At 66.6% G+C, this 24,050-nt stretch carries 21 protein-coding genes and 1 tRNA gene; 11 read left to right on the top strand and 11 right to left on the bottom strand.

The window, feature by feature from the left end; translation table 11 throughout:
* Nucleotides 1–57: 57 nt before the first annotated feature.
* Nucleotides 58–963 carry a TonB-dependent siderophore receptor gene (locus D3260_RS05925; RefSeq protein WP_120097650.1) on the top strand — a complete coding sequence of 302 codons (906 nt, stop codon included), beginning with the start codon at nt 58–60 and terminating at the stop codon, nt 961–963.
* A 352-nt stretch (nt 964–1,315) separates the two neighbouring features.
* Here the strand turns inward: D3260_RS05925 and D3260_RS05920 are convergent.
* The 5 genes from D3260_RS05920 to D3260_RS05900 form a co-directional block, all read right to left on the bottom strand.
* Nucleotides 1,316–1,391: transfer RNA gene (locus D3260_RS05920), tRNA-Glu, on the bottom strand.
* 41 nt (nt 1,392–1,432) lie between these two features.
* Complete coding sequence (locus D3260_RS05915) at nt 1,433–1,651, bottom strand: hypothetical protein (protein WP_120097649.1); 219 nt, start codon at nt 1,649–1,651, stop codon at nt 1,433–1,435.
* Nucleotides 1,652–1,653: 2 nt separating this feature from the next.
* The gene (locus D3260_RS05910) at nt 1,654–2,256 is read right to left on the bottom strand and encodes a rhomboid family intramembrane serine protease (RefSeq protein ID WP_120097648.1); all 603 of its coding nucleotides are present in this window, start codon (nt 2,254–2,256) and stop codon (nt 1,654–1,656) included.
* An 85-nt stretch (nt 2,257–2,341) separates the two neighbouring features.
* Nucleotides 2,342–2,695, bottom strand: coding sequence for a DUF427 domain-containing protein (locus tag D3260_RS05905; RefSeq protein WP_120097647.1), 354 nt, complete (start codon nt 2,693–2,695; stop codon nt 2,342–2,344).
* A gap of 31 nt (nt 2,696–2,726) precedes the next feature.
* Nucleotides 2,727–3,161 carry a DUF6314 family protein gene (locus D3260_RS05900; protein WP_120097646.1) on the bottom strand — a complete coding sequence of 145 codons (435 nt, stop codon included), beginning with the start codon at nt 3,159–3,161 and terminating at the stop codon, nt 2,727–2,729.
* A 67-nt stretch (nt 3,162–3,228) separates the two neighbouring features.
* On the opposite strand from D3260_RS05900, the gene D3260_RS05895 reads away from it, so the two are divergent.
* Complete coding sequence (locus D3260_RS05895; protein WP_120097725.1) at nt 3,229–4,101, top strand: EamA family transporter; 873 nt, start codon at nt 3,229–3,231, stop codon at nt 4,099–4,101.
* 26 nt (nt 4,102–4,127) lie between these two features.
* Complete coding sequence (locus tag D3260_RS05890; RefSeq protein ID WP_199671373.1) at nt 4,128–5,765, top strand: dihydroxyacetone kinase subunit DhaK; 1,638 nt, start codon at nt 4,128–4,130, stop codon at nt 5,763–5,765.
* A gap of 174 nt (nt 5,766–5,939) precedes the next feature.
* Here the strand turns inward: D3260_RS05890 and D3260_RS05885 are convergent, their stop codons facing one another.
* Nucleotides 5,940–7,034, bottom strand: a complete 1,095-nt coding sequence (locus tag D3260_RS05885) for a hypothetical protein (RefSeq protein WP_120097645.1) — start codon at nt 7,032–7,034, stop codon at nt 5,940–5,942.
* A gap of 437 nt (nt 7,035–7,471) precedes the next feature.
* Between D3260_RS05885 and D3260_RS05880 the strand changes: the two genes are divergently transcribed.
* Entirely contained in the window at nt 7,472–8,014 is a 543-nt protein-coding gene (locus D3260_RS05880; RefSeq protein ID WP_158583413.1) for an asparaginase domain-containing protein, read from the top strand.
* 54 nt (nt 8,015–8,068) lie between these two features.
* On the opposite strand, the gene D3260_RS05875 is transcribed toward D3260_RS05880, so the two are convergent.
* Nucleotides 8,069–9,400: a hypothetical protein gene (locus D3260_RS05875; protein ID WP_120097643.1), complete on the bottom strand. Its 1,332-nt coding sequence runs from the start codon at nt 9,398–9,400 to the stop codon at nt 8,069–8,071.
* A 256-nt stretch (nt 9,401–9,656) separates the two neighbouring features.
* Between D3260_RS05875 and D3260_RS05870 the strand changes: the two genes are divergently transcribed.
* A complete protein-coding gene (locus D3260_RS05870) occupies nt 9,657–10,700 on the top strand; it encodes a putative solute-binding protein (RefSeq protein WP_233543976.1) in 1,044 nt (347 codons plus the stop codon).
* 695 nt (nt 10,701–11,395) lie between these two features.
* Nucleotides 11,396–12,205: a metallophosphoesterase gene (locus D3260_RS05865; protein ID WP_120097642.1), complete on the top strand. Its 810-nt coding sequence runs from the start codon at nt 11,396–11,398 to the stop codon at nt 12,203–12,205.
* A 65-nt stretch (nt 12,206–12,270) separates the two neighbouring features.
* Here D3260_RS05865 and D3260_RS05860 read toward each other — a convergent pair whose 3' ends face one another.
* A complete protein-coding gene (locus D3260_RS05860; protein ID WP_120097641.1) occupies nt 12,271–13,626 on the bottom strand; it encodes a lipase family protein in 1,356 nt (451 codons plus the stop codon).
* Entirely contained in the window at nt 13,623–14,822 is a 1,200-nt protein-coding gene (locus D3260_RS05855; protein WP_120097640.1) for an MFS transporter, read from the bottom strand. The genes D3260_RS05860 and D3260_RS05855 overlap by 4 nt, the downstream gene beginning before the upstream one ends.
* A 101-nt stretch (nt 14,823–14,923) precedes the next feature.
* Between D3260_RS05855 and D3260_RS05850 the strand changes: the two genes are divergently transcribed.
* Both D3260_RS05850 and D3260_RS05845 read left to right on the top strand, forming a co-directional pair.
* Nucleotides 14,924–15,841: a LysR family transcriptional regulator gene (locus tag D3260_RS05850; RefSeq protein ID WP_120097722.1), complete on the top strand. Its 918-nt coding sequence runs from the start codon at nt 14,924–14,926 to the stop codon at nt 15,839–15,841.
* 139 nt (nt 15,842–15,980) lie between these two features.
* The gene (locus D3260_RS05845; protein ID WP_120097639.1) at nt 15,981–18,440 is read left to right on the top strand and encodes a membrane-bound PQQ-dependent dehydrogenase, glucose/quinate/shikimate family; all 2,460 of its coding nucleotides are present in this window, start codon (nt 15,981–15,983) and stop codon (nt 18,438–18,440) included.
* Nucleotides 18,441–18,951: 511 nt separating this feature from the next.
* On the opposite strand, the gene D3260_RS05840 is transcribed toward D3260_RS05845, so the two are convergent.
* Nucleotides 18,952–19,398, bottom strand: a complete 447-nt coding sequence (locus D3260_RS05840) for a YbaN family protein (protein ID WP_199671372.1) — start codon at nt 19,396–19,398, stop codon at nt 18,952–18,954.
* Between the two features lie 240 nt (nt 19,399–19,638).
* On the opposite strand from D3260_RS05840, the gene D3260_RS05835 reads away from it, so the two are divergent.
* From D3260_RS05835 to D3260_RS05825, 3 genes are all read left to right on the top strand, one after another.
* Nucleotides 19,639–19,899, top strand: a complete 261-nt coding sequence (locus tag D3260_RS05835) for a hypothetical protein (protein ID WP_120097637.1) — start codon at nt 19,639–19,641, stop codon at nt 19,897–19,899.
* Between the two features lie 49 nt (nt 19,900–19,948).
* Nucleotides 19,949–21,946, top strand: a complete 1,998-nt coding sequence (mnmC, locus tag D3260_RS05830) for a bifunctional tRNA (5-methylaminomethyl-2-thiouridine)(34)-methyltransferase MnmD/FAD-dependent 5-carboxymethylaminomethyl-2-thiouridine(34) oxidoreductase MnmC (RefSeq protein ID WP_120097636.1) — start codon at nt 19,949–19,951, stop codon at nt 21,944–21,946.
* Nucleotides 21,947–22,315: 369 nt separating this feature from the next.
* Nucleotides 22,316–23,392, top strand: coding sequence for a 3-deoxy-7-phosphoheptulonate synthase (locus D3260_RS05825; protein ID WP_120097635.1), 1,077 nt, complete (start codon nt 22,316–22,318; stop codon nt 23,390–23,392).
* Here the strand turns inward: D3260_RS05825 and D3260_RS05820 are convergent.
* Nucleotides 23,389–24,000, bottom strand: coding sequence for a hypothetical protein (locus D3260_RS05820; RefSeq protein ID WP_120097634.1), 612 nt, complete (start codon nt 23,998–24,000; stop codon nt 23,389–23,391). The two genes, D3260_RS05825 and D3260_RS05820, sit on opposite strands and share 4 nt — an antisense overlap.
* Nucleotides 24,001–24,050 lie beyond the last annotated feature (50 nt).

Raw genomic sequence — 24,050 nt, 5'->3', positions numbered from 1 at the left:
GTCAGGTCAATGTCAGGCCTATCCCGGCCAATGCGATGAACAGCGCTGGGCCAGAGCATGGATCGCGACACTGGACCGATCCCGGGGATCGGCAGCGTGTCGACACGGTTCCGGCCACCGGGCTTGCCGGTTCGATCAGAAACGCCGTCGCCAGTCGGCGTGCGCTACGACGACTTCATGTTGCGCACGGAAAACGAGATCACGAATGTCGACAGCGAGCGTCGCAAGGGCCGGGTCAGCCCACAGGCCGTCATTGTCTACGAACTGAGCGATCCGGCGACGATTTACACTGCCTACGGCGTTGGCTTTCGAGCCAATACCGTTACCGACGTCGCGGGCAGGATCTTTGATCCGGAGGAGACGCGATCAGTCGAGGCCGGGACGACGCTCTCATTTCTCGGCGGCGCGATCACCGGCACAGTCGCTGTATTTCAGTTGAACAAGAAGAACGTTCTTGCCAGCGATATCAACAACCCCGGTTTTTCCGTGGCCATCGGCAAGGCGCGTAGCCGCGGTGTGGCGCTCGATCTATCGGGCGAGTTGCCGGCACGTGTGGCGTTCCGGCTGAGCTATGCCTATGTGGACGCCGAGTCACGCTCAAGCGTGCAAGACCCGAATTTCACATTCGATATCAATCCGGGCGATCCGCTGATCAACATCCCCGATCATCCGCTCAATGCCCAGGCCCAGAAACGTTTACTCGTTCTTGGCAGGGGCGTCATGGCGGGTGCCGGGATGCAATATGTCGGTGAGCGCTTGGGGGCCACCGGTACCGATTTCACCTTGCCGGATCATGTCCTGTTTCGTGTTTTCGGCGAAGTCGGCCTCACCGACAATCTGACCGCTTTTGCCAGGCTCCCCAATCCGTTCGATACGCATTGGTACGCCAATAGTTACTCTAGGCTGTGGGTTCAGCCCGGCGCGCCGCGCACCGCAACGCTTGGGCTGCGGGCTTCGTTCTGAGTTCACGCCGACGGAGCCATACTTATCCACGCGTACCCGCGGTTTCCGGTCGTGACACCCCGGATTCGTGGGATTCAGCGTGTCAAGAATTTCCCGCGCTTGCCTCCGGGCACGGGACAGCTCCCGTCGGGGCCTGAGCGAACAGGGGCTTGGAGTCCCACTGATGGACGCGGCCAGCCAGCACGAGCGCGTGCCTGTGGGGCCGCCGATAGATCGCGGGGATGCCGGCGCACGGCATCGCCTTTGCCTCGAATGGCCGGTGAGTGCCGCCTAGCCGCTGCATGCAGACATCGATTGCTGCGACGACCGCTGATGAGCGGCAAAAAAAATCAAGGCCGGATCACGGCTTTGATGGCGCTCCCTAGGGGACTCGAACCCCTGTTTTCGCCGTGAGAGGGCGACGTCCTGGACCGCTAGACGAAGGGAGCGTTGCAGCGGCTGCGTATGGTAATCGGCTTGCGCCTGCCGCTCAAGAGAAAAGCCCGTTCGGGCCCATGGTCAGCAGGCGATAGCCGATCAGCAGGCCGTAGACGACGCCGATCGCGATCAGCACCAACGTCACGGTGCGCGGGCCCTGTTGTTGTGGTTCCGGTTCGCCGCGCAGTCGACGTCGCACGCGTCGGTAGCGCTCGCGTACCACGAGCCCGATCACGACGAGCAGACCGGCCCAGAAGAAAAACCGCAGCACGATTACATGCCGGGCGACATCAGTCGCTGAAGGAAGAACGCGCCAAGACGCGGCTCCATGGCCAGCGTGAAGGCCACGCCAAAGGCGGCGCCCCACAGATGCGCGCTGTGGTTGATGTGATCCTGGCCGAGTCGGCCGGCATAGAGGCCGTAGGCGGTGAACAGGACACCGTAGAGGATGGCGGGCACTGGAATCACGAAGACATAGATCGTCGACCAGGGGGCCAGCAGAATGAAGGCGAACAACACGGCCGATACGGCACCCGAAGCCCCCAGGGAGCGATAACGCGAGTCGTTGCGGTGCGACAGATAGCTTGGCAGAACCGATACGACGGCGGCCGCGAGATAGAAGATCACGAAGCCGGCGATGCCGATATAGCGCTCGAAGAACGGCTCCATCACGCGGCCGAAGAAGAACAGCGTGATCATGTTGAATGCCAGATGCGCGCCGTCGGCGTGCACGAAGGCGTTGGTCACCAGGCGTTGGTACTCGCCGCGGTTGACTGCGGGCGGCCAGAGCAGCAGCCGATCGAGCAGCGTCGGGTTGGAGAAACAGGTGATCGACACCGCACAGGTGATGGCGATCAGAAGAACGGTTACCAGCATCTTGGAGTCGTCCGGCCGAGGGGCAGGGCAGTATACAAACCGGGGGCACCGCCTGCCCGCACGCCTCGCGGGCCGGGGCGGCCGGTCAGTCGCATTCGCAGAGAATGGTCAACGCCTCGTGATCGAAGGCGACGTGGCCGGCAATCGACTCGACGTCGACGATCGGCTTGGCATAGGACCAGGCCGCATCGTCGAGACGGTCGCCGTCGACATGGACGTGGTAATAGGTTGCCTGCCCCTTGTACGGGCATTTCGTGACGGTATCGGAGACGCACAGGGCATCGGTGGCGACATCGTCCATGGGTACGTACAGACGGTCGGGATATCCACGTTCAGCAAGCCGGATGGCCGATGTACTGTCGGCGATGAGCGTGTCGTCCCAGTGCACGCGAACCCGGGCGGCCAGTGGCTCGGTGGTGATGCGATCGGTCTCGGGCATGTCGGGTCTGCCGTGGGGGCAAGGCTCAAGCCTACAGGCCCGCGGCGCGATAGTGATAGCACAGATGTTCCTGCTTGGCCGGGCCGTCGATCGACCAGATCAGATCGAAGCCGTCGGCGACCAGCACGAGCCGGGCGGTGTAATGGTCGGCGCCGCAGACATGTGCAGCCCGGGCGATGAGGCTGTCCGGGCCATCGGCGACGAGTTCGACGAGTTCGACCGGCGTTTCGGCGCCGAAGCGTTCGTGGGCCAGGCGCAGCATCGTCTCGTCGAAGGCCCAGCGATAGGTGTTGTGGAACGCGAAGGCGCGCGTGGCGCCGCTCGGCAGAAAACGGCCGCGTTCGATAAGACGCTGAACGTCGCCGTCGGTCCGACAGCACACCCGGGCCGTGCCGTGACCGCGCCAGCCGGTGGGCGAGCGCGGGCCGGGCGTGGCTTCGAAGGACATCGATGTGATGGCGGACAAGCGTTGCCAGGTCCGTATAATCGGCGCGCTTTGACCCGTGGTACCGGCCGATGATGCAGGTGACGACATGATATGGCTCGTGGCGGTGACGCTGCTCTGGGCGTTTTCCTTCAGCCTGATCGGCGTCTATCTGGCCGGCCAGGTGGATGTCTATTGTGCCGTGCTCATCCGGATCACGCTGGCGCTGGCCTTGTTCGTCCCGATGCTGCGGCCGCGGACGACGGGCGCGCGTGCGGCACTCGGTCTGGCGGCGGTCGGGGCCGTGCAGATCGGTGTGATGTATCTGTTCTTCTATCAGTCGTTCCTGTGGCTGAGCGTGCCAGAGGTGTTGCTGTTCTCGATTCTCACGCCGGTCTACATCACGCTCATCGACGATCTCGTGGCCCGTCGTTTCTCGCCGCGTTATCTGGTCTGTGCCGTACTTGCGGTCGCCGGCGCTGCACTGATCCGTTACACAGCGGTCAGCCCGCATTTCTGGGCCGGGTTCTTCATGGTTCAGGGGGCCAACCTGTGTTTTGCTATCGGCCAGGTGGGGTATCGCCACCTCGCAGCGCATCTGCCGGCGGACGCATCGCTGGGGACGCACTTCGGCTGGTTCTTCGTCGGCGCCTGGCCGGTGGCCGCTCTCGGTTTTCTCGGATTCGGCAATGATGCCGGCTGGCCGGCCGATGGCCTGCAGTGGGGCGTGCTCGTCTGGCTTGGCCTGGCGGCCTCGGGAATGGGCTATTTTCTCTGGAATCGCGGCGCCGCCCAGGTCGACACTGGCACGCTGGCAGTGATGAACAATGCCCTGATCCCGGCGGGCCTGGTGGTCAATCTCGTTATCTGGAACCACGACGCGGACGTGCTTCGGCTGGCGCTCGGCGGGCTGGTGATTGCGGCCGCACTGCTGGCCAATCTCGGCTGGGCACGCCGGACGTCGGCTGCTAACTTGGCCTGACGGGTTTCACCGATCGAGGCAGTCGCTTGGATTTCTTCTTCAACGCAGCCGATGACGTCGTCGACGACGGTCTCTCCGGTCTGGCACGCATCGCGCCGGTTCGCATCAGCGACCGGGATTCCGGCATGCGCCTGGTCGTCGATCGCGAGTTCGACGGCCAGCGTGTGGCCGTCATCTCCGGCGGCGGCGCCGGCCATGAACCATCCCACGCCGGACTGGTCGGCCATGGCATGCTCGCGGCCGCAATCGCCGGCGATCTGTTCACCTCGCCGAGTGTCGAGGCGGTGCTGGCCGCGATTCGCGAAGTCACCGGTCCGGCCGGCTGTCTGCTGGTCATCAAGAACTACACCGGCGATCGGCTGAATTTCGGTCTCGCGGCCGAGCGCGCGAGCCGCGAGGGGTATCGTGTACGCAGTGTGATCATCGCCGACGATGTGTCGCTACCGGACGATGTCGCCGCACGTGGCCTGGCCGGTACGGTGCTGGTCCACAAGATCGCCGGCCATGCCGCGGCCGCCGGTGCGGATCTCGACACCGTGGCCGAGCAGGCCGAGAGCGTCAGCCAGGCCCTGGTCTCGATCGGTCTGTCGTTGTCCAGTGCCACACTACCCGGCGCGGCGCGCGAGCCGCGCGCCGCGGAGCTCGGGCTGGGGATTCACAACGAACCCGGTGTGTCCGAGGTCGACCCGAGCGATGCCCGCGAGGCCGTTCGGCTGGCACTCGAGCCGCTGCTTGCCGAAGCCCGGCAACGACATGGCGGCGACGCACAATGGGCGGTGCTCATCAACAATCTGGGCGGCTGCTCGACCCAGGAGATGGGCGTGCTCACCAACGAGGTGCTGACACAGTTGCCGGCCGATCAGGCCCGTATCGCGATCCGGCCGTCGCCGTTGATGACGTCGATGAACATGCACGGTTTCTCGATCACGCTCCTGCCGAGCGACGAAACCGTGGCGGCCGCGCTGTTCAGCGAGACCGCCGCGATCGGCTGGCCCGGTGCAGCACATATTGCAACGCCCGAGACATTCGCACCGATCGAAAGCCGTGATCGTCAATCCGGCACGGGCCCGCGTGATGCGCAGGTCGCCGACCGGCTGCGTGCGGCCACGTGCGCGCTATCGGCGGCCCGACACGATCTCGACGATCTGGATGCGGCGGCCGGCGACGGCGATACCGGCACCGCGTTCGATCGTGGCGCACAGGCAGTGTGTCGCGCGCTTGACGCGGATCGCCTGTCGACCGGCGATAGCGCGCTTCTGGCGGAGGAAATCGGGGATCTGCTGGCCTATGACATGGGCGGCTCGTCCGGCGTGTTGTTGTCGATCCTGTTCACCGCGACAGCGGCCGGCCTTGCCGACGGCGCCACGCTCGGCGAAGCCCTGACGCGCGGCATTGCGCGCATGCAGGCATACGGCGGAGCGGCCCCCGGTGATCGCACCATGCTCGATGCCCTGATGCCGGCGGCCGAGGCGTTGTCGGCCGGCTCTATAGCCGATGCCGCGGCAGCGGCGCGTCGCGGGGCCGATGCCACGGCCGATATGGGCCACGCCGGCGCCGGTCGAGCCGCCTATGTTCGTGACGAGGCGCTTGCCGGCGTCAAGGACCCGGGCGCCGAGGCCGTGGCACGCGTGTTCGAGGCTCTGGGGCCTGTCGTCACGAGATAGACCGGGCCCGGCGGCGACAAGACAGGGCATCGTGAGCCTGGCGTGGCCGAGCCAGATGAGCGCGCGATAACGCCGGACTGTCGTTGCGTGGCCGCTGGCCCTTCGGATTGCTCCTACCGATCTCGTGACGACAGGCCCTAGCGACGAGATCGGCCGGCTGCGCCGCCCCGGGCTTCAGGCCTCGTGTGCCGGGCAGATCGGTCGGAAACGCTGGCTGGCCGCCTGGATGGCGGCCAGCCAGACCAGCGGTACCGCTTCCAGGAAGATACGATGTTCCGGGACCCGGCCGATAAGCAGGCCGACCAGCACGAGCAACGGCACGAAACCGAGGACCGCGGCGCGCAGTCGTGCATCCACGAACCGCCACCACAGGATCATGGGCAGCCACAGCCCGCCGAGAAACCGCACCAGCTCGGTGATCAGATAGATCGGCTGTGACAGGTAATGCCAGTTCTCGCCAAGGTGCCACTCGTACTGTGTCGCCCCGAGATGGCCGTGGGGATTGGGCTGATCGGAAAACCACCAGTGCAGCGGCCACTGCACGGCCACGAACAGCACCGCCAGGCCGGCGACCACTCCGAACAGCGCACGGCGGTGTTGATGCCGCATGAACAGACAGGCTGCCATGGGGAGTATGAAGAGCGTCGTCTCGCGATTGAGGGTGGCCACTGCGAACAACAACGCCAACCCGATCAGACGCGGCCCGGTGATGCGGTCGGCGATGCGTGTCAGCGTTAGCAGCAGCGCGAGCGTGAAGGCCGCGGCCGGTAGATCGTAGGGATAGTAATACAGCGTACGGACGCCCCAGTCGCCGAGATCCCAGAGCCCATCGGCGCGGGCCAATATCGGCCAGACATGCAGGTCCGGAATCAGCGTGACCATGGCCATCGGCGGCAGCAGCGTCAGGGCCAGTACGCCGCGCAGCGCGGCGTGGTGCGTCACTCCGAATATGGCCAGTGCACGCTCGGCTAGCACGCCCAGCGCGACCCAGGTCACGACCTCGGTCAGCGCGAAGGCCAGCCGATGATCCAGCGGTGCCAGCCGCTCGATCGCAGCAACGCAGATGGGAATCAGCGCCCGATGCTGGAACGGCTCGACTGCTTGAAAGTTCGCCAGCAGCTTGAGCGAGGTCAAGCCGTAGGGTGCGGTGATGGTGATCTGCAAGGCGGTCAAAAATACGGCCACGAAGATCAAGGCGAGCCACCAGCACAGGCGTTCGGCCCGGCTTGGCCGGCGATGATCGATGGCGGGCGATATCGTGGCTGACATGGCAGGTAAGGCGTATGCGTCGAAAAAGAACGGGCAACGCCCGACATGGCGGCCAAGTATTACACGTTTGTCTGGCCGCGCCGGCACACGCGCGCCGACCGAGCCGCGCCTGCGCCACACCCTGACACGACACCGCGCTCTGTTCGCGTCGTCGATCGACAGGGGGCGTAGGAAACAGCACTTGTCCGGAAAGCTCGGGCCGTCATCAATCGACGATGGCCGCCCTGGGGCGACTCGCGCTTTGCGGCCCAACCCAAAGGGACAAGCGCCCCAAGATCAAAAACACGACGGCAATCCGGCGTTCTAGCACGCTGGCGCATAATGACACGCGATGCGTGCTACGCCTCGTCTTGCCGCACAACAGCACTTGGCGCGGACTCGCACGAAACCTCAACACGCCCTAGAATCCGGACTCGTTTGTTCGATCGAGAGTGGCCGTGGCCGAGATATCGCAGTCGAATGCCCTGTTTCGCCTGACACTGCTGGCGACCGGCGGCACCATCGAAAAGACCTACGATGCGCACGCCGGGGCATTGACCCTCGACGTGCCGGTCATCGAAGACCTGCTCGATACGTTATGGCATCCGGATATCGCGATTCAGGTCTCGCGGGTCATGGCCTGTGATTCGCTCGACATGGACGATGACGACCGCCGGCAGATCCTCGAGGCGGCCCGCGAGATCATCGACGCCGACGCTGCCGATGCCGTCATCGTCACGCACGGCACCGATACGCTGCCCGATACGGCCCGGGTGCTGGCCCGGGGGCTCTCGCCGCACCGCGTGCCCGTGGTGCTGACCGGGGCGATGCGTCCCTATCGTGTGGCTGAAAGTGATGCCCGCCAGAATGTGGCCCAGGCGATCATGGCCGCCCGGATCGCAGCGCCCGGTGTCTATGGCGTCTGCCACGGCCGCATGATCGCGGCCGAGCATATCGCCAAGGACGCCGCACGCCTGACCTTCGTCGACACGCGCAGGTAGTCCGCCGGGCCCGCCACAGGCCTTGAACGGGGCGATACGTGGCGCGGGCGCTGTTCAATCCGTCGACGGTCCGTCGATTACGGCCGTGCCCAGAACCCTCTCGCGCTCGCGTGGCACATAGAGGCTGGCCAGCGGTACCGGGTTGCCATCGGCATCCAGTGTCCAGAAACCGACCAGCCAGCCGTTGCCGCTACGCCAGCCCCAGTGTCCGTGCCCGATCCGCCCGAGTAGCCAGTTGCCGCGGGCGGCAAGCGGGAAATACACCGCGGTTTCGCCGAAAGCGTTGTAGGGCGCGAGCGGCCCGTCCGTGTCCTGATCGGTCAACGGGGCCGGCGGATACGACGCGCCCTTGGCAGCGGCCTCGACCTTCGTCCGGAGGTCGCTGATGCGATCGGCATCGGCCGGCGACAGGGCCGGTGCGGTAAAGCCGGGCGCGGGATGCCGGTCGAAAGCCTGGACCATCGGCAGGGCCAGCTTGCGCCAGAAGGCAGCGCCGCTGTCCTGGCGATGCACGACGCGCGGCTCGCCCAGGCGATGGTCGTAGCGCACGATGATCCGGTGCGGCGTTTGCCAGGCGTCGTCGTTCAGCGTCTGGAGCGTGATCGTGTCCTGGTCGATATCCGGCGAGTCGATACGCAATGCGGCCGGTTTGCCGGCGATGCGTGCGATCGCGACATGTATGCCGCAGCTGTCCGGTCCATCGAGTGATAGTCCTGGCGGTGCGGCCAGCGTCTGGGCCCGGCCACTCTCATCGACGCGAAACCACTGGCCGCTGAAGCAATGGGCTGTGCCCTGTTGTTGAAACAGCACGCCGATCCGGGCGCCGGGCAACCACTGCAGCGCGAGCGATCCATCGGCAAAACGCGCTGTGCTGGCCTGGCGCAGTGCGGGGCTCGGCTTGGCGTCGAGCGCGGCGAATGCCGCCGCCGGGCTGTCATATCGGTTCGTCTTGCCCTGTGGCGCGAGCTTGATGTCATCGGCTCGGGCCAGGCCGTCGAGCGCGCGGATACTCCGCCCATCGCCCGAGGCCAGGGCCGTTGCCAGACGATGGGCCGGCGTATCGGTGCCCCCGTCACGCATGCGCGATGACAGATAGGCGATGCGCTCGCGAAACCGTGCTGCAAGCGTGGGGGCCAGGGGCTGATCGGTGGCGATCGCCTGCCAGCCGGCCGCGAGCGTCTCGGCCTGCCAGTTGGCCTGGTCGCGGGTACGGCTGGCATTCGGTGTTTCGGTATGTCGGGCGTATTGCCGCGCAAGATGCCCGACGCGGTTATCGAGATCACGCAGCGTCTTGTCGGCACAAATCTTCTGAATGACCGGCTGGCGCGCGGTATCGCCGCAATCCACGGCCCAGGCTGGCGTCGTCGACAGGAACAGGGCCAGCAAGACGAAGGCAGCAGGGAGGCGAGGACGACGGCAAACGGACATGACAGGACACGGCAATACGACTGTCCGGGGAGTCTGGCCTTGCCGCGCGAGGTTGTCCACGCGCGGCCGGGGCGGTGTGCGTCTTTGACGAAAGTCGGCTTGTCGCTCGTTATCGAAAAGAAATATTTTCCAAACGACGATCGTCTCGACGCTTGACGGGCCCATGGCCGTCGGATGCGGCGACTGATCGCGCGATCCATCCGAGGAGGAGCCTATGAAGTTCAGGACTGCCATGTTCGGCGTGGCGCTGGCCGGCGCGGCCGGGCTGTTCGGCGGCGTGATACCGCCGGCCGCGGCCCAGACCGAAACTCGTTCTTTCTGTGTCTACGACCCGATCGGTGCCAACGGGTTCATCTACCAGGCACTCCAGGATTATGTCGTCCAGGCTCGCGCCTGGGGCCTCAAGCTCGAGCCTCGAGCCTATACCGATGAAGGAGTGGCGGCGTCGGATTTCAAGGCCGGCAAGTGCGACATGGCAGCCATGACCGGCGTCCGGGCCATCCATTTCGTCAAGTTCGCCGGCAGCCTCGACATGGCGGGCGGCCTGCAGAACTACGACCAGGAACGTACTGCCATCCGGGTGATGTCCTCGCCCAAGGCATCGCCGTACATGCAGGACGGCGATTATGAAGTCGCCGGCGTGGTGCCGCTCGGCAAGGCATTCCTGTTCTCGCGTGACAGAAAACTGTTGCGCAGTATCGACAATATCGCGGGCAAGAAGGTCGCCGTGCTGTCGTACGACAAGCAGGCCTCGACGCTGGCCCGGATCGCCGGTGCGTCACCGGTAGGCGCCACGATCGCCTCCTTCGGCCCCATGTTCAATAACGGCAGCGTCGACCTCGCCTATGCGCCGGCATTTGCCTATAACGCGCTCGAACTCTACAAGGGGCTCGGTCAGGATGGCGGCATCGCCGATTTCGTGCTCGGCATGCTCTCGGGCCAGATGCTGATCCACAAGGACCGGTTCCCCGAAGGCTACGGCGAAAAATCCCGACAGTGGGTCTTCGACAACATGTTCGATGCCACGCTCTCGCGCGTGACCGGCGCCGAGAAACAGATTCCGGACCAATACTGGGTTCGGATCAACGACGAGCGCAGTACGAAGTATCGCGAGCTGTTTCGCAACGTACGCGTCAAACTGGGGCAGGCGGACTGGTACAGCCATCGCATGCAGCATCTGTTGAAAAAGATCCGCTGCGACAGCGATGCCGGACTGGCTGAATGCAGCCTGGATTCCGAAGGTGGGCCGGTGAACTGAGCGGGTGCGGTTTTGAGCTGGATCCCGGTCGGGCCGGTGACGCACGCCGATGGTTCGCGCCGACCCGGCCCAAGCCCTGGACGCCCCGGGGTCGGGCGATTGACGGCCGACAGCGCCCCGCACGGACGCGCCGCCGCCAAGGCCGGCCGATGACGCGCTGTCGTCTGGCCGGCGCGCGCTATACAGCGCACTGTCTTGCGCGCGAAATGCGGCGATATCGGCGTGTGCTCGTGCCGAATCGCGACTGCGCTGCCGCATGCCTTGGTCTTAGACGATGGTCGTAAGGCATGTATTGTCAGCATTCTGAGCGATCACGAGCGCTGCGTGCGCGATTCGGCGTTGCGCGATTGAATCGAGTGCGCCTTGTCACGCGGGGATCGCCGATGGGATTTTCGATCATGACTGACCGTGATCCGCCCAGCGGCCGCGGTCGGCTTGTCGTGCTCGGGCTGTGTTCTATCGACAGCTGGGTGATCGTCAATCGCTAGGAGATCACTGACATGCGAGAACGCTGTCCGGTTTGTCAAAGCTACGGCGTCGCCCCGCTCAAGCGCGGTTGGCTCAGGCGCCTGTTCCGGCGACCGAATCGTCTGGTATGCATTGATTGTCATCATCGCTTCGAGCCCGGCGGCGCCGAGCAGACATGATGAATCGGCGATGCCTCACGGGCTGGTTCGCCGTGCGAAACTGTCGGTATGACCAAATACGAGACCATGCGGCATGTCGAGCCCAATCGTCACGGTCGCGATTATGTCGTCGGCGATGTGCATGGCCACGCCCGGCGTCTGCGCCAGCTACTGCGCTGGATCGACTTCGATACCGAATGTGACCGGCTGTTCGCGCTCGGCGATTTCATCGACCGCGGGCCGGACAGCGAAGACGCACTGCGTCTGTCGGCCGAGTCCTGGGTCTACGGCATTCGTGGCAACCACGAACAGATGATGCTGGACGCCCTGACGGCCGACGGCCGGCGTCGGCGCGGGCAGGCCGTGTCCCTGTGGCAGACCAACGGCGGGGCCTGGGCACGACGGCTATCGAGAGAGACCGCCGCCGCGCTGCGGGCGCTGGCCGCGGCGCTGCCGATCGCGTTGACGCTCAAGACCGCGACGGGGTCTGTCGTCGGGCTCGTTCATGCCGGCGTGCCCGGCGGCGACTGGACGCGGCTGTCCGCGCGACTGGCAGCCGATGAGGCGGAGACCGTTGCCGAGGCGCTGTGGTCGCGAGATGCGGCCTATACGGTGATGCGGGCCCTGCGTGGCCCGAGCCCGGATGTCGAGGTGCCGTGGGTGAGCGGTATCGACCGGGTCTATCATGGCCACACACCGATGCCGTATCCGCTTGCCGCGGCCAATACGCGTTGGCTGGATACTGGCGTATTCATGGCCGACGGTGGATTGTCGGTGGCCGCGCTCGACGACGACACGGTCTGGACCTGGCGCGCCGATGCCGCCGCACCCGAGACCGGTTGGCGTGACGTGCCGACCGTGCGTCGTGACGCGTGGTGAATGTGTCAACAACCGGGCGTAGCGGCCACAGCGTCGCAGGATGACGTGACCGCGGCGACGCGGGCTCAGCGTCGATTCGGGCCGGCGTGTGTTCCCGTCGTCGGCGACCAACGCGACAGGATAGCCGCACAGCCGTCGTCGACCGGCCGATCCGCGAATCGTGCGGCGAGAAAGGCCAGTGCTTTGTCGGCGTGCGATATCGCCGGCAACAGATGACCGCCGAGGGCCCAGTCGAACCGAACGGCGGTCCCGTGAGCGCAGTAGCGTCGTGCCAGGGCACGTGCCTGATCGCGCGGCGTGAGCGGGTCGAACCAGCCCTGGTAGTAATACAGCGGTACGGCCAGCGGCTGCTCGCCGAGCCGGTTGGCGCTCGCCACGCGCCGGACGGCCGGTACCGTCAGCAGATCGTCGACCGTCGTGTAATCGTGCATGTGCTTGAAGCTGTAGCCGGATAGCAGCGGATCGCGTACGCCGGCCAGCTCCTGGCCGAGACAGCTCTGCGACAGACGGGCGCGCATGGTCCGGCCGCGGTCGTTGAGTAGCGTATCCAGGTCGATCTCCGGATGGGCCCTTGCCAGGCCCAGAACCGCTTGAAAGTACACGCCGGCGAACCCACTGCCGTCGATGTGTCGGGCCGAGGCCAGCAGATCCGCTGGCGGCCCGCCGGCCGCCACGCCGGCGATCAGCAGGTCGTCATCCTGGCGGGCGGCCTGCTGGGCCGCCCAGAGGCTGGCGAATGCGCCGCCGGAATAGCCCCAGAGACCGATACGCGTATCGACGGCATCGAGCAGCCCGGGCATGAAGGTCCGCGCGGCGCGGATACCATCAAGCACCGCATGGGCGGCGTTGTGCCCGGCCAGATAAGCCAGATCCGGTCCTTCGTGATCGGTGAGCAGCACCGGCCATCCCCGGGCGAGCGCCTTGCTGACGAACCATTGCTCGATCATCGTGCCGTTGAGGATCTCTCGGGACGGCGCACAGCGCCGGTTCAGGGCGTCGTAGGCGACCTGATAGGCGACCAGCCGATGCGCGGGCGCGGGCGGGATCAATAGCGTGGCCGTATCGGCCACCGGGGTACCGTGGGCATCCGTGCTCCGGTACACGAACTGCCAGGCGCCGGCCTGGACATGGCTGAGACGATAAGCCCGTGCGGCGATCGGCCGATACCGGATCAGTGCACCGGGCGGCAGCGATTCGAGCCGCGCCCGGGTCGGCTGACGACGAAAGGCCGTCTCGGCCGCCTCGATCAGCGGTGTGCGCCCGGCCGGATACGCGATCGCAAGGCCCGGCGTGATGGTTGGCGACGGCACGGCCGCGTCCGGTAACGCGCCGTGTACGCAGCCGCCCAGTGCGACGAGTGCCGCCAGCGCGGCTAGTACACCGCCCGGCGGGCGCCAGCGGGCCGGCAGGCGCGGAGTCAACGACCGGCCGGCCGATCGCCGAGCTGGCGATCACGACCGGCACCTAGACCGGCCAGCATCGCGCCTGCGCCGATCAGTGCCAGAAGGATGCCGACCGGCCCCCAGCCACCGGCGAGATCATGGATGAGGCCGACCGCGAACGGGCCGAGTGCTGCCATGACATAACCCACGCCCTGGGCCATGCCTGACAGCTCGGCCGCCGACGCGGCATCCGGGGCACGCAGGGCCAGCAGCGTCAGCGCCATGGCGAAACTGCCGCCCTGACCGAGTCCCAGCACCACGACCGAGACCCATACCCAGCCCAGCGGGGCATAGAAACAGCCGGCCAGCCCACACAGCGTGACCAATACCACGCCGACCAGTACGGCGCGCTGGCGGGGGAGGCGCGTGGCCAGCCAGGGCACGGCCAGGGCCGTGCTCACCTGTAGCAGGATCGATACCGACAGGGCCACGCCGGCCGCAACCGGTGCCATGCCGCGGTCGGCGAGCATCGTCGGCAGCCAGCCGAAAACGATGTAGGCCAGCGACGACTGAAGCCCCATGAATACCGTGACCTGCCAGGCCAGCGCGCTGCGATAGACGCCGTGTCCGCGATGCACGGTCCGGGCCGGTCGGGCCGTGCCGCGCAGCTGTGCGATCCACGCCACGATCGCGATCACCGCCGGCACCAGCCAGAATGCCAGGGCCGGTTGCCATGCCTGGTCGAAGGCCAGCCGCAGCGGCTCGGTGACGCCCGCGGCCCCGGCCGCGCCAAGGTTGAGCATCATCGTGTACAGCCCGGTCATCAGCCCGATCTGGGTAGGGAAGTCGCGTTTGACGAGTCCGGGCAGCAGCACACCCATGATGCCGATGCAGCCGCCGGCCAGGGCGGTGCCCACGAACAGCCCCGAGGTCCCGAGGAACGGACGCAGCCCGAGCGCGGCCGTCAGCCCGATGAGTACCCCGAGCACGGCGCGTTCCGGGCCGAACCGGGCGGCCAGACGTGGTGCGAGCGGGGCAGCCAGGCCCAGACAGAGTACCGGCAGCGTCGTGAGCACGCTCTGCCCGGCAGCCCCCAGCGACAGGCCGCGGCCGATCGGATCCAGGATCGGCGCGACGCTGGTCAGGGCCGGGCGCAGATTGATCGCCACCAGGAGGAGACCGGCGAGAGTGAGCAGGCGACGTGCCAACGTCGCATCCGGGGCCTTGTCAGACATGAAGCACGAACACTTGCGAGCAGGCGCACTATTCTGGGGCAGTGGCGAGGATGGCACCAGCCGGCATTGGGTCGCCCGAGGGCTTCGGCTATATTCATGGCGTGAATATTCGAGACGTCGATCTCAATCTGCTCGTCATGCTCGATGCTCTGTTGCGGGAAAAGAGCGTGACCCGGGCTGCCCGGGCCATGGATATCACGCAGCCGGCGATGAGCAATGCCCTCAAGCGTCTGCGCAAGCTGCTGGGTGACCCGATCCTCGTGCGCACGGCCCAGGGGATGCAGCCGACGGCACGCGCCGAACAGTTGCATCGCCCGGTGCGCAACGCCCTGTCCCAGATGGAAGCGGCACTCGCTCCCAACCGGGCCTTCGAGCCGGCGACCGCCGAGCGGCTGTTCACCGTGCTGATCACCGACTATGCCGCTTCGGTGTTGATGCCGCATATCGTCGGCGTGCTCGAGCGCGAGGCGCCGCATATCGCGCTCAACATCCTGTCGGCCGGCACCGATGCCATCGATCAGGTCGAGCGCGGCGAGGCCGATTTTTTGATCAACGAGTTCGGACGCCTGCCGGCCAATTTCCATCAGCAGCGTCTGTGGACCGATCGGCTGGCCTGTTTGATCCGGGCCGATCATCCTGCGCTGTTGGCCGACGGCGGCCGTCTGACCCTGGAAACATTCGTTGCCCAGCGCCATGTGCTGATCACCCAGACCGGGGTCGGGCTGTCGCACATCGATGAGGTACTGGCCGATCTGGGACTGTCGCGGCAGATCAGCGTGCTGACGCGGCACTACCAACTGCCCCGCGAACTCGTCGCCCAGTCCGACATGATCGTGGCGCTGCCGGCCCGGATCGCACGCTATCAGGCCCGGCATCTGGGCCTGGCCGTACATGAGCCGCCGCTGACATTGCCCGCCTTCGAGATCGGCATCGCCTGGGGGGCGCTCGACCATCACGACATCGCCCATCGCTGGCTGCGCGAGCGCATCATCCGGATCGCCCGCGAAACGATCACCTGAGACGCCGATTGAAGCTGCACCAAAAAAGCGCGCAGGCGATCGTCGGAATCTGCTACGCTTGCATAATACAACTTTAGTCGTATGTGATAATCACGCAAGGCAGCGTCGATGCTGCTGCGTCGCGCCACAGGTCAGGGTCATGCCGAACTCAATAAATCGATCACCTTCCAGACTGTTTCCGGCGATCGTCGGAATCCTCATTCTCGTCATCGGACTGGCGCTGGCGATTGGCGGCTTCAAGCTCGTCGGCGTCGGTGGCTCCTGGTATTACCTGATCGCCGGTATCGTCCTGGTGATCGACGGCGTTCTGCTCATTGCCGCCCGTTCGGCCGGGCTCTGGCTTTATGGGCTGTTTCTACTGGCTTCGATCGTGTGGTCGATCTATGAAGTCGGCCTGTCATGGTGGGATCTCGTGCCGCGTCTGGCGTTGTTCGCCGTGATCGGGCTCGTCATGCTGCTGCCCTGGCTGCGTCGGCCTCTGGCGGCCCGCGGTTCGGGTCACGGTAACGGCATGGGTACGCCCGTGCTTTTGGTTGGCGTGATCGCCGCGTTCGGCCTGGCGCTCGTCAGCCAGTTCGTGCCGGCGCCGACAACGATCACCGGCAGCATTCCCGAACGTGATCATCCCGTCGATCCGGCCTATGCGGCCGATGCCGACTGGCCGTCCTACGGCGGCACGGATGCCGGCACGCATTACTCGAGCCTCGACGACATCACGACCGGTAACGTCGATCAGCTCAAGGTCGCCTGGAAGATCCGTACCGGCGACCTGCCGGGCCCGAATCATCCGGCCGAGATCACCGACGAGGACACGCCGCTCAAGGTCAACGACACGCTTTACGTGTGTACGCCGCACAGCCAGGTGCTGGCGCTCGACCCGGCCACCGGCAAGACGAAGTGGCACTACAACACGAATCTGTCGCAGGAAGGCGCGAAGAATTTCTCCGGCTGGCCGCACATGACCTGTCGTGGCGTGGCTTATGCCGAGGTCGGCAACGCCGGCCAGTCGGCCGACGCCGACACGCAGGCCACGGCCACCCCGGTTGCCGATCCGCAGAACACCCAGGACGCGCCGGCCACGAATCAATGCCCACGTCGGATCTTTCTGCCGACCGCGGATGCGCGTCTGATCGCACTGAACGCCGACACCGGCCAGCGCTGTGCCGATTTCGGCAACGACGGTTCGGTCGATCTGGCTGCCAACCAGCGCCCGTTCAAGCCGGGGGGGTACTACTCGACCTCGCCGCCCATCGTGGCCGACGGTCTCGTGATCATCGGCGGCCATGTGACCGACAACAGCTCGACCAACGAGCCGTCCGGTGTGGTACGGGCCTATGACGTGCACACCGGCAAGCTGGTCTGGAACTGGGACTCGGGCAACCCCGAGGAAACCAAGCCCATCGCCCCGGATGCGCACTATGTGCGCAACTCGCCCAACGTCTGGGCGCCGATGAGCGTTGACCACAAGAACAAGCTGATCTATCTACCGCTCGGCAATGCGCCGCCGGACCAGTTCGGCGGCAATCGCAGCGCCGCCACGGAAAAGCTCAGCTCCTCGCTGGTCGCGCTGCACGTGGATACCGGCCAGATGGCCTGGCATCAGCAGCTCACCCATCACGACCTGTGGGACATGGATCCGCCGGCCCAGCCGCAGCTGACCGACCTGACCACCGAGTCGGGCATGCAGCCGGTCGTCATTCAGCCGACCAAGCAGGGCCAGCTGTATGTCTTCAACCGTGTCACGGGTAAGCCGGTCGTCCCGATTCACGAGCAGGCGGCGCCGCAGGGCACGGTCGACGGCGATCACGCCGCACCGACGCAGCCGCACTCCGAGCTCAATCTGGTGCCGCCGCAGCTGACCGGTGCCGACATGTGGGGCGCGAGCCCGATCGACCAGATGATGTGTCGTATCCGTTTCAACAGCCTGCGATACGAGGGTCAGTACACGCCACCGTCCCTGCAGGGCTCGATCTCGTACCCGGGCAACGTCGGCGTCATGAACTGGGGTGGTGTGGCCATCAATCCGGCCGACCAGAGCCTGTTCGCCGTGCCGAAGTACCTGGCCTTCGTGCTCCAGCTCGTGCCTGCCGAGAAAGCGCGTTCGATGGAAAAGGCCGATTCGGAGAACGGCGGCCTGCAGCCGAACACCGGCGCCCCGTACGCGGTCAAGATCGGGCCGCTGCTCTCGCCGCTCGCGCTCCCATGCCAGGCCCCGTCCTGGGGTGATGTGGCCGGTATCGATCTGCAGACACGCAAGATCGCCTGGCGTCACCCGAACGGCACCGCCCGTGACCAGACGCCGATCGTGCCGGTACCGCTGCCGGTCGGCGTGCCGGCGCTGGGCGGGCCGATCACCACGGCTGGCGGCGTGGCCTTCGAGTCCGGCACGCTGGATTATTATCTGCGGGCCTATAACGTCCACAACGGCGACAAACTCTGGCAGGCCCGTCTGCCGGCCGGTGGTAACGCCACGCCCATGACCTACAGCGTCAACGGCCAGCAATATGTGGTCGTGGTTGCCGGCGGGCACGGCACGTTCGGCACCAAGTTCGGCGATTACGTCATCGCCTACAAACTGCCCGACGACAGCAAGCCCTGATCGATCGGCTGCGGCCGTGGCGGCCCGACCGCCACGGCCGTTTTTCGTCGGGTTGGCGAGGGTGGGCTGTACGGTCTGTATCACCGACGCGGTTGACCGAGACCGGCTCGTGAGCGGGCCATTTTCGGCCGGCGCTTCCGGCCCGTGTCCGGGGGCTGCCAAGCCTGTCCGGCGGCGTTGCGAGCCTTGCCGCACACACGGCGGAGGCTCGACAACAGCGCGCGGGCGACATCAGCCGCCTTATTGAGGGCCTGTTATTAATCCGGCACCAAAACAGCTGACGACGTCAGCTGTTTTCAACGCCATCGAAAGAAAAGCCGGCACCTGCCCAACTTTTATTTTCAATGGTTTCACGGCCGTTTGCCGTGGCGCGCGTGCTTTCGCACACGCGCGTTATCAACGCGGAAAATCATCTATTTTCATACCGGGTTCACAAGACTCGATTCCGGATCGGCGCTGCAATATCGGCCCCGGCCGGCCGGGCATGCCAAAGCCGGAGACCGACGAGCCTTCAGTTCCGCGTTCCGGTCGACCGTCGGCGACCCTCCGGCCGGGAGGCGATGAACACCGCGACCATGGCCATCATGATGCCGACCGCGATGATCACGCCGGTACGGTTGATCGTGAACCACAACAGGGCCCAGCTCAGCGTCATGAGACTGATCGCCGCGATCTTGGCGCGGCGCGAAATCGCGCCGTGGTCTTGCCAGCGGCGCAGGGCCGGCCCGTAGCGCGGATGCTGGCGCAGCCGTTCGCGCAGCGCCGGCGACGATTTTCCGGCCGCCCAGGCCGCCACGATCAGAAACGGGGTAGTCGGCAAGACGGGCAGCACGACGCCCGCCGCGGCCAGGCCGATGAACAGGCCGGCGAGGCCTCGATAGAGCCAGCGCACCAGGCGACTGCGGGCGGGGGCGATATCGGTCATGCGGTCACGCTCGCGGATCGGGGGTATTTCCACGTATTGTCTGATTTCGGAACACAGCATGGGCCAGGCGTGGATCCATCGCCATCGCTTTTGCGTAGTGTCCGAAGCGAGCGACATGCCGATCGTTGACCGCCACGCCCGGCAAGCCGCGGCGAGGGCCCGTGTGGTCGTCGTTCAGGGCGTTACAACAAACCACAAGATCCATCGCGATGGCCGGACAGGGCATATGTCAGGGGCACATGCCGGTATCGCAGGCGAGACAGAGGAGTCATCATGGCCAAACCCATCGAAACCCGTTTCTGCGAGCATTGCAACGAACCCGTCACGCGCGGCCTGTCCCGCTGCGACAGTTGTGGCCGGCGACTGGCCAGCGACACCAAACGCACCCGGATCGCCATCGGCCTGGTGGTCGTGATCGTGGTGATACTGGCCGTGGTCTCGGCGAGCAAATACATATCGGGCGACCGCTACGAAGCGCCGCAGGATACGGGCAGCAAGGCGGCAGCCGACAGCGGCAACAGCCAGAACCCGTAGACGCGGTCGCGCGGTGGCCCGGGGGTGACGCCGCTGCGGCCAGGCACCGATGAGCATGCCGCTGGGCCTGGCGTATGCGCGGGTCGTCCATCGCGAGGACGGCATGCATGCGCCCGACTACGATGACGTCTACTGCGCGCGCGAAGGCGGCCTCGACGAGAGCCGGCACGTTTTTCTGGACGGAAACGACCTGTCGGCACGGCTGGCCGGTCTCGCCGCATCACAGGTCTTCGTGGTCGGGGAAACCGGTTTCGGCGCGGGGCGCAACATGCTGGCGACCTGGGCGCTGTTCGAGACGCAGGCGCCACCGCGTGCCCGTCTGCATCTGTTCTCGGTCGAGCGCCATCCGTTGCGTGCTGCCGATCTGCGTCGTCTGGTAGCCCGCTGGCCGACGTTGACCGTGCAGATCGAACGACTGGCAAGCCTCTGGCCGGCGCCGGTGCAGGGTATGCACCGGCTGGCACTGGCGCCGCGCGTGACGCTTGATCTGTACCTCGGCGAGGCCGAGGCAGGGCTGGCCGCCTTCGAGGGACAGGTCGATGCCTGGTTTCTGGACGGGTTCGCCCCGGCGCGCAATCCGGCCATGTGGTCGCCCGCGTTGTGTCAGGCCCTGGCCGCGCGCAGCCGCCCCGGTACGACGATGGCAACCTACAGTGCGGCCCGGGGGCTGCGTGATGCGCTCACGGCGGCCGGGTTCGTCTGGACGCGGCGACCGGGCTTCGCGCGCAAGCGCCACATGCTGACCGGCCGCTTCGAGGGCCAGGCGACCGGGCGCGCTGGCGATGCGCGGCCGTGGTACAGCCAGCCGTCGGCAGTACCGCCGCACGGTCGTATCGCCGTGATTGGCGCCGGGATTGCCGGCACGACCGTGGCCGATGCCCTGGCCCGTCGTGGGCGCGAGGTGACGATCTACGACGCCGCCGGGCCGGGCGGCGGGGCATCGGGTAATCGCGACGCAGCCTTGAGCCCGCGGCTCGCGGTCGAGCCCACCGTGCGTACGCGCTTTGATCTGGCCGCGCTCGCCTATGCGACACGCTGGCTTGCCGATCATGATCCCGAGCGCACGCTCTGGCAGGACTGCGGTCTGCTGCAGCTGGCCCGCAGCCGCGACGAGGTGGATCGCCAGGCCCGGATGCTCGCGGGCCTGGGCCTGCCCAGGTCCGTGGTACATGGTGTGGACGCCGCGACGGCCGCCAAGCTTGCGGGCACCCGGCTCGCATCGGATGTCCGGGGTGGTCTGTATTTCCCCGGTGGCGCCAGTGTCCGGCCGGCGGCCCTGTGCGCCTGGCTTGTGCAACGGTCCGGCGTGACATGGCGCGACCATCACGTCACGGCGCTGTCCCGTCACGAGGCGGGCTGGGCTGTCGTCGACGACGCCGGCGGCTGGGCCGTGTTCGATCATGTCGTGCTGGCCAATGCCGGAGCGGCGGCGATGCTGTGTCCCGATCTGCCGCCGCTCGGCCGGGTACGGGGGCAGGCCTCGCACTTCGCGCTGGCCGGGGCCGGCAACGATGCGTCGCCGGCGTGTGTGGTCTGCGACAGGGGCTATGTGCTGCCGGCACGGGGCGGGCGCCAGAGCGTTGGCGCCACCTATGAGCCACGTGCGGCCGATCTCGTCGTTCATGACGCCGAGCATGAAGCCAATCGCGGTCTGATCGGTGCATTGCTTCCGGACCTGGCCGCGGCGATTGCCGTCGCGGATGTGCGTGGCCGGGCAAGCTGGCGCTGCACGAGCCATGACCGCCTGCCGCTGGTCGGCGGTGTGCCCGATCGCGCGCGATGGTGTTCGGACTATGCCGCGCTCGGTCACGATGCCACACAGCCGGTCACCACGGCCGGTGCGCTGTGGCCGGGGCTTTCGGTATCCCTCGCGCACGGTTCGCACGGCATGCTGCGGGCACCGCTGGCGGCCGAGATGCTGGCCTCGGCGCTCACCGGTGCCCCGCAGCCGGTGGCCGGCGATCTCGTCGAGGCGTTGCACCCGGGGCGCTGGCTGATCCGCCAGATCATCCGCGGCCGTGTTGCGCCGGATCAGGACATGGCGTAGCGTAACGTCCATGCTGATCGAACACACGCCATCACCGGCCATCGCAGCGTGCCTCACGGCTCGCGATGCGTCGTCGTGCGTGGTCAAGTTTTACGGGTATTGGTTTAGCCCTCCAGGCGCCTGAACCGATACCCGGCAGGCGTCCCTCGGGAAGCCTGCCGATCGTGTTGTCTGATCCAACCCCGGCCGGTCTTCCCGGCCGGGGTTTTCTTTTTGGATCCGAAACAGACGACACAGGAATTGAATCGATGTCCATCCTTGCGACAACGGCGCCGCCCGGCGCAGGTGATCGGCTCGGCCGTCCGAGCCCGAACTGCTGGCCCACCCATAGCCTCGCCGTCCGTGCGACGGCCGCAACCGGAGCGCGCCATGACTGCCCGTGTAGCCACACTGAATAGTGCCGAAACCGCTGGCCGGACGGGCGCGACGCCGTTGCCAAGCCCGGCGGCGCTGGCCGAGCGTCTGCCGATCGGGGCGATGACGCGTGCCCGTATCGCGGCCCAGCGCGAGGCGATCCGGGCCGTGCTGCGTGGCGACGACCCGCGTCTGATGGTCGTTGTCGGCCCGTGCTCGGTGCACGATCCGCAGGCCGCACTGGACTATGGTCGCCGCCTCGCGCGCCTGGCCGATGAACTGTCCGACGAACTGCTCATCGTGATGCGGGTCTATGTGGAAAAGCCGCGCACGACCATCGGCTGGAAGGGGCTGCTGCACGACCCGGACCTCGACGGGGTCAATGATCTGGCCCGTGGCCTGGCGGTCTCGCGCGAGCTGTTGATCGAGCTGGCCGATCTCGGTCTGCCGATCGCCACCGAGCTGCTCACCCCGATCGCGGCCGATTATCTCGAGGACACGCTGGCCTGGGCGGCCATCGGCGCCCGGACCACGGAATCCCAGACCCATCGCGAGCGCATGTCCGGGCTCGATCTGGCCGTCGGGTTCAAGAACGGGACCGAGGGCGAGATCGGCTCGGCCTGCGATGCCATGGCCGCGGCCGCAAGCCCGCAGTGCTATTTCGGCATCGACGCCACGACGGGCGCGCCGGCGGCGGTGGCCACGCCCGGCAACCCGGATACGCATCTCATTCTGCGCGGTGGCCGGTCCGGCCCGAACTATGATGCCGGCGCGGTGGCCGCGGCGGTCGAGCGGCTGACCATCGCCGGCCAGAACCCACGCGTCGTCGTTGATTGCAGCCACGGCAACAGTGGCAAGCAGGCCGCACGCCAGCCGGCGGTCCTGGCCGATCTCGTGGCACGTCGGCAGAGCGGCGAGTCCGGCGTGGTCGGTGTGATGCTCGAGTCCAATCTGGCCGCCGGCAAGCAATCACTCGGCGGAGAGCTCGCCTACGGGCAGTCGGTCACCGACGACTGCCTTGGCTGGGACGACACCGAGGCAACACTGCGCGAGACGGCAGCGGCGCTCGGCGGCAACCGCGACGGCGGCTAACGCGCCGCGCGTGTGAGCGGGCAGGCCTTCAGAAAAGCGGCGACGCGGTCATTTTCGGTGGAGATCGGCAGACGCACGGTCTCGTGGCCGATCAGGCCGCCGATCGTGATCGACTGGCCGGCCCGGGCCGCTGTTGCCAGGCGCTGGGCGGCCGGTTTGCCGGCCAGCGGCGTATCGGCACCGAAGGCCACGGAAATGACGTTGGGATAACCGTCGCGACGAAACGGCTGGGTGACCGGCGACATCCGGCCGAATGCCAGCCGGGCCTTGTACGGTGTATCGGCATCGCCGCCGTAGGCGGCATGCGATTCGTCGCCGTTGAAGCTCGACACGGCCAGTTCCAGCACCGGCCCCGCCATGCGCGCGCTGTCGTCGTTGCCGTTGTACTGATCGGTGCCGCAGATCAGATGCAGTTCGTAGATGTGATCGTCGTTGCGCACGGCGGCGGCCAGCACGGGCGCAGCGAGCTGGCCCTGGGGATCGGCGTGCGGTTCCTCGTGCCAGTCCGTCGTGATCTGGAGCGCGGCCGCGGTCGAGGGCAACCCGGCGGCCAGAAGCACGAGGGCGAGCGCGAGGCCGGGGAGAAAGCGCGAAGGGTCGGACGGCATCGTCAGCGTGGGTCGGTCGATCGTGGGTCTATCATGGCACGCATCCGCGG

It is taken from the genome of Salinisphaera sp. Q1T1-3 (assembly GCF_003602005.1).
Classification (GTDB): domain Bacteria; phylum Pseudomonadota; class Gammaproteobacteria; order Nevskiales; family Salinisphaeraceae; genus Salinisphaera.
The sequence above is the reverse complement of the archived record's forward strand: the minus strand, read 5'-3'. Positions and strand labels throughout refer to the sequence as shown.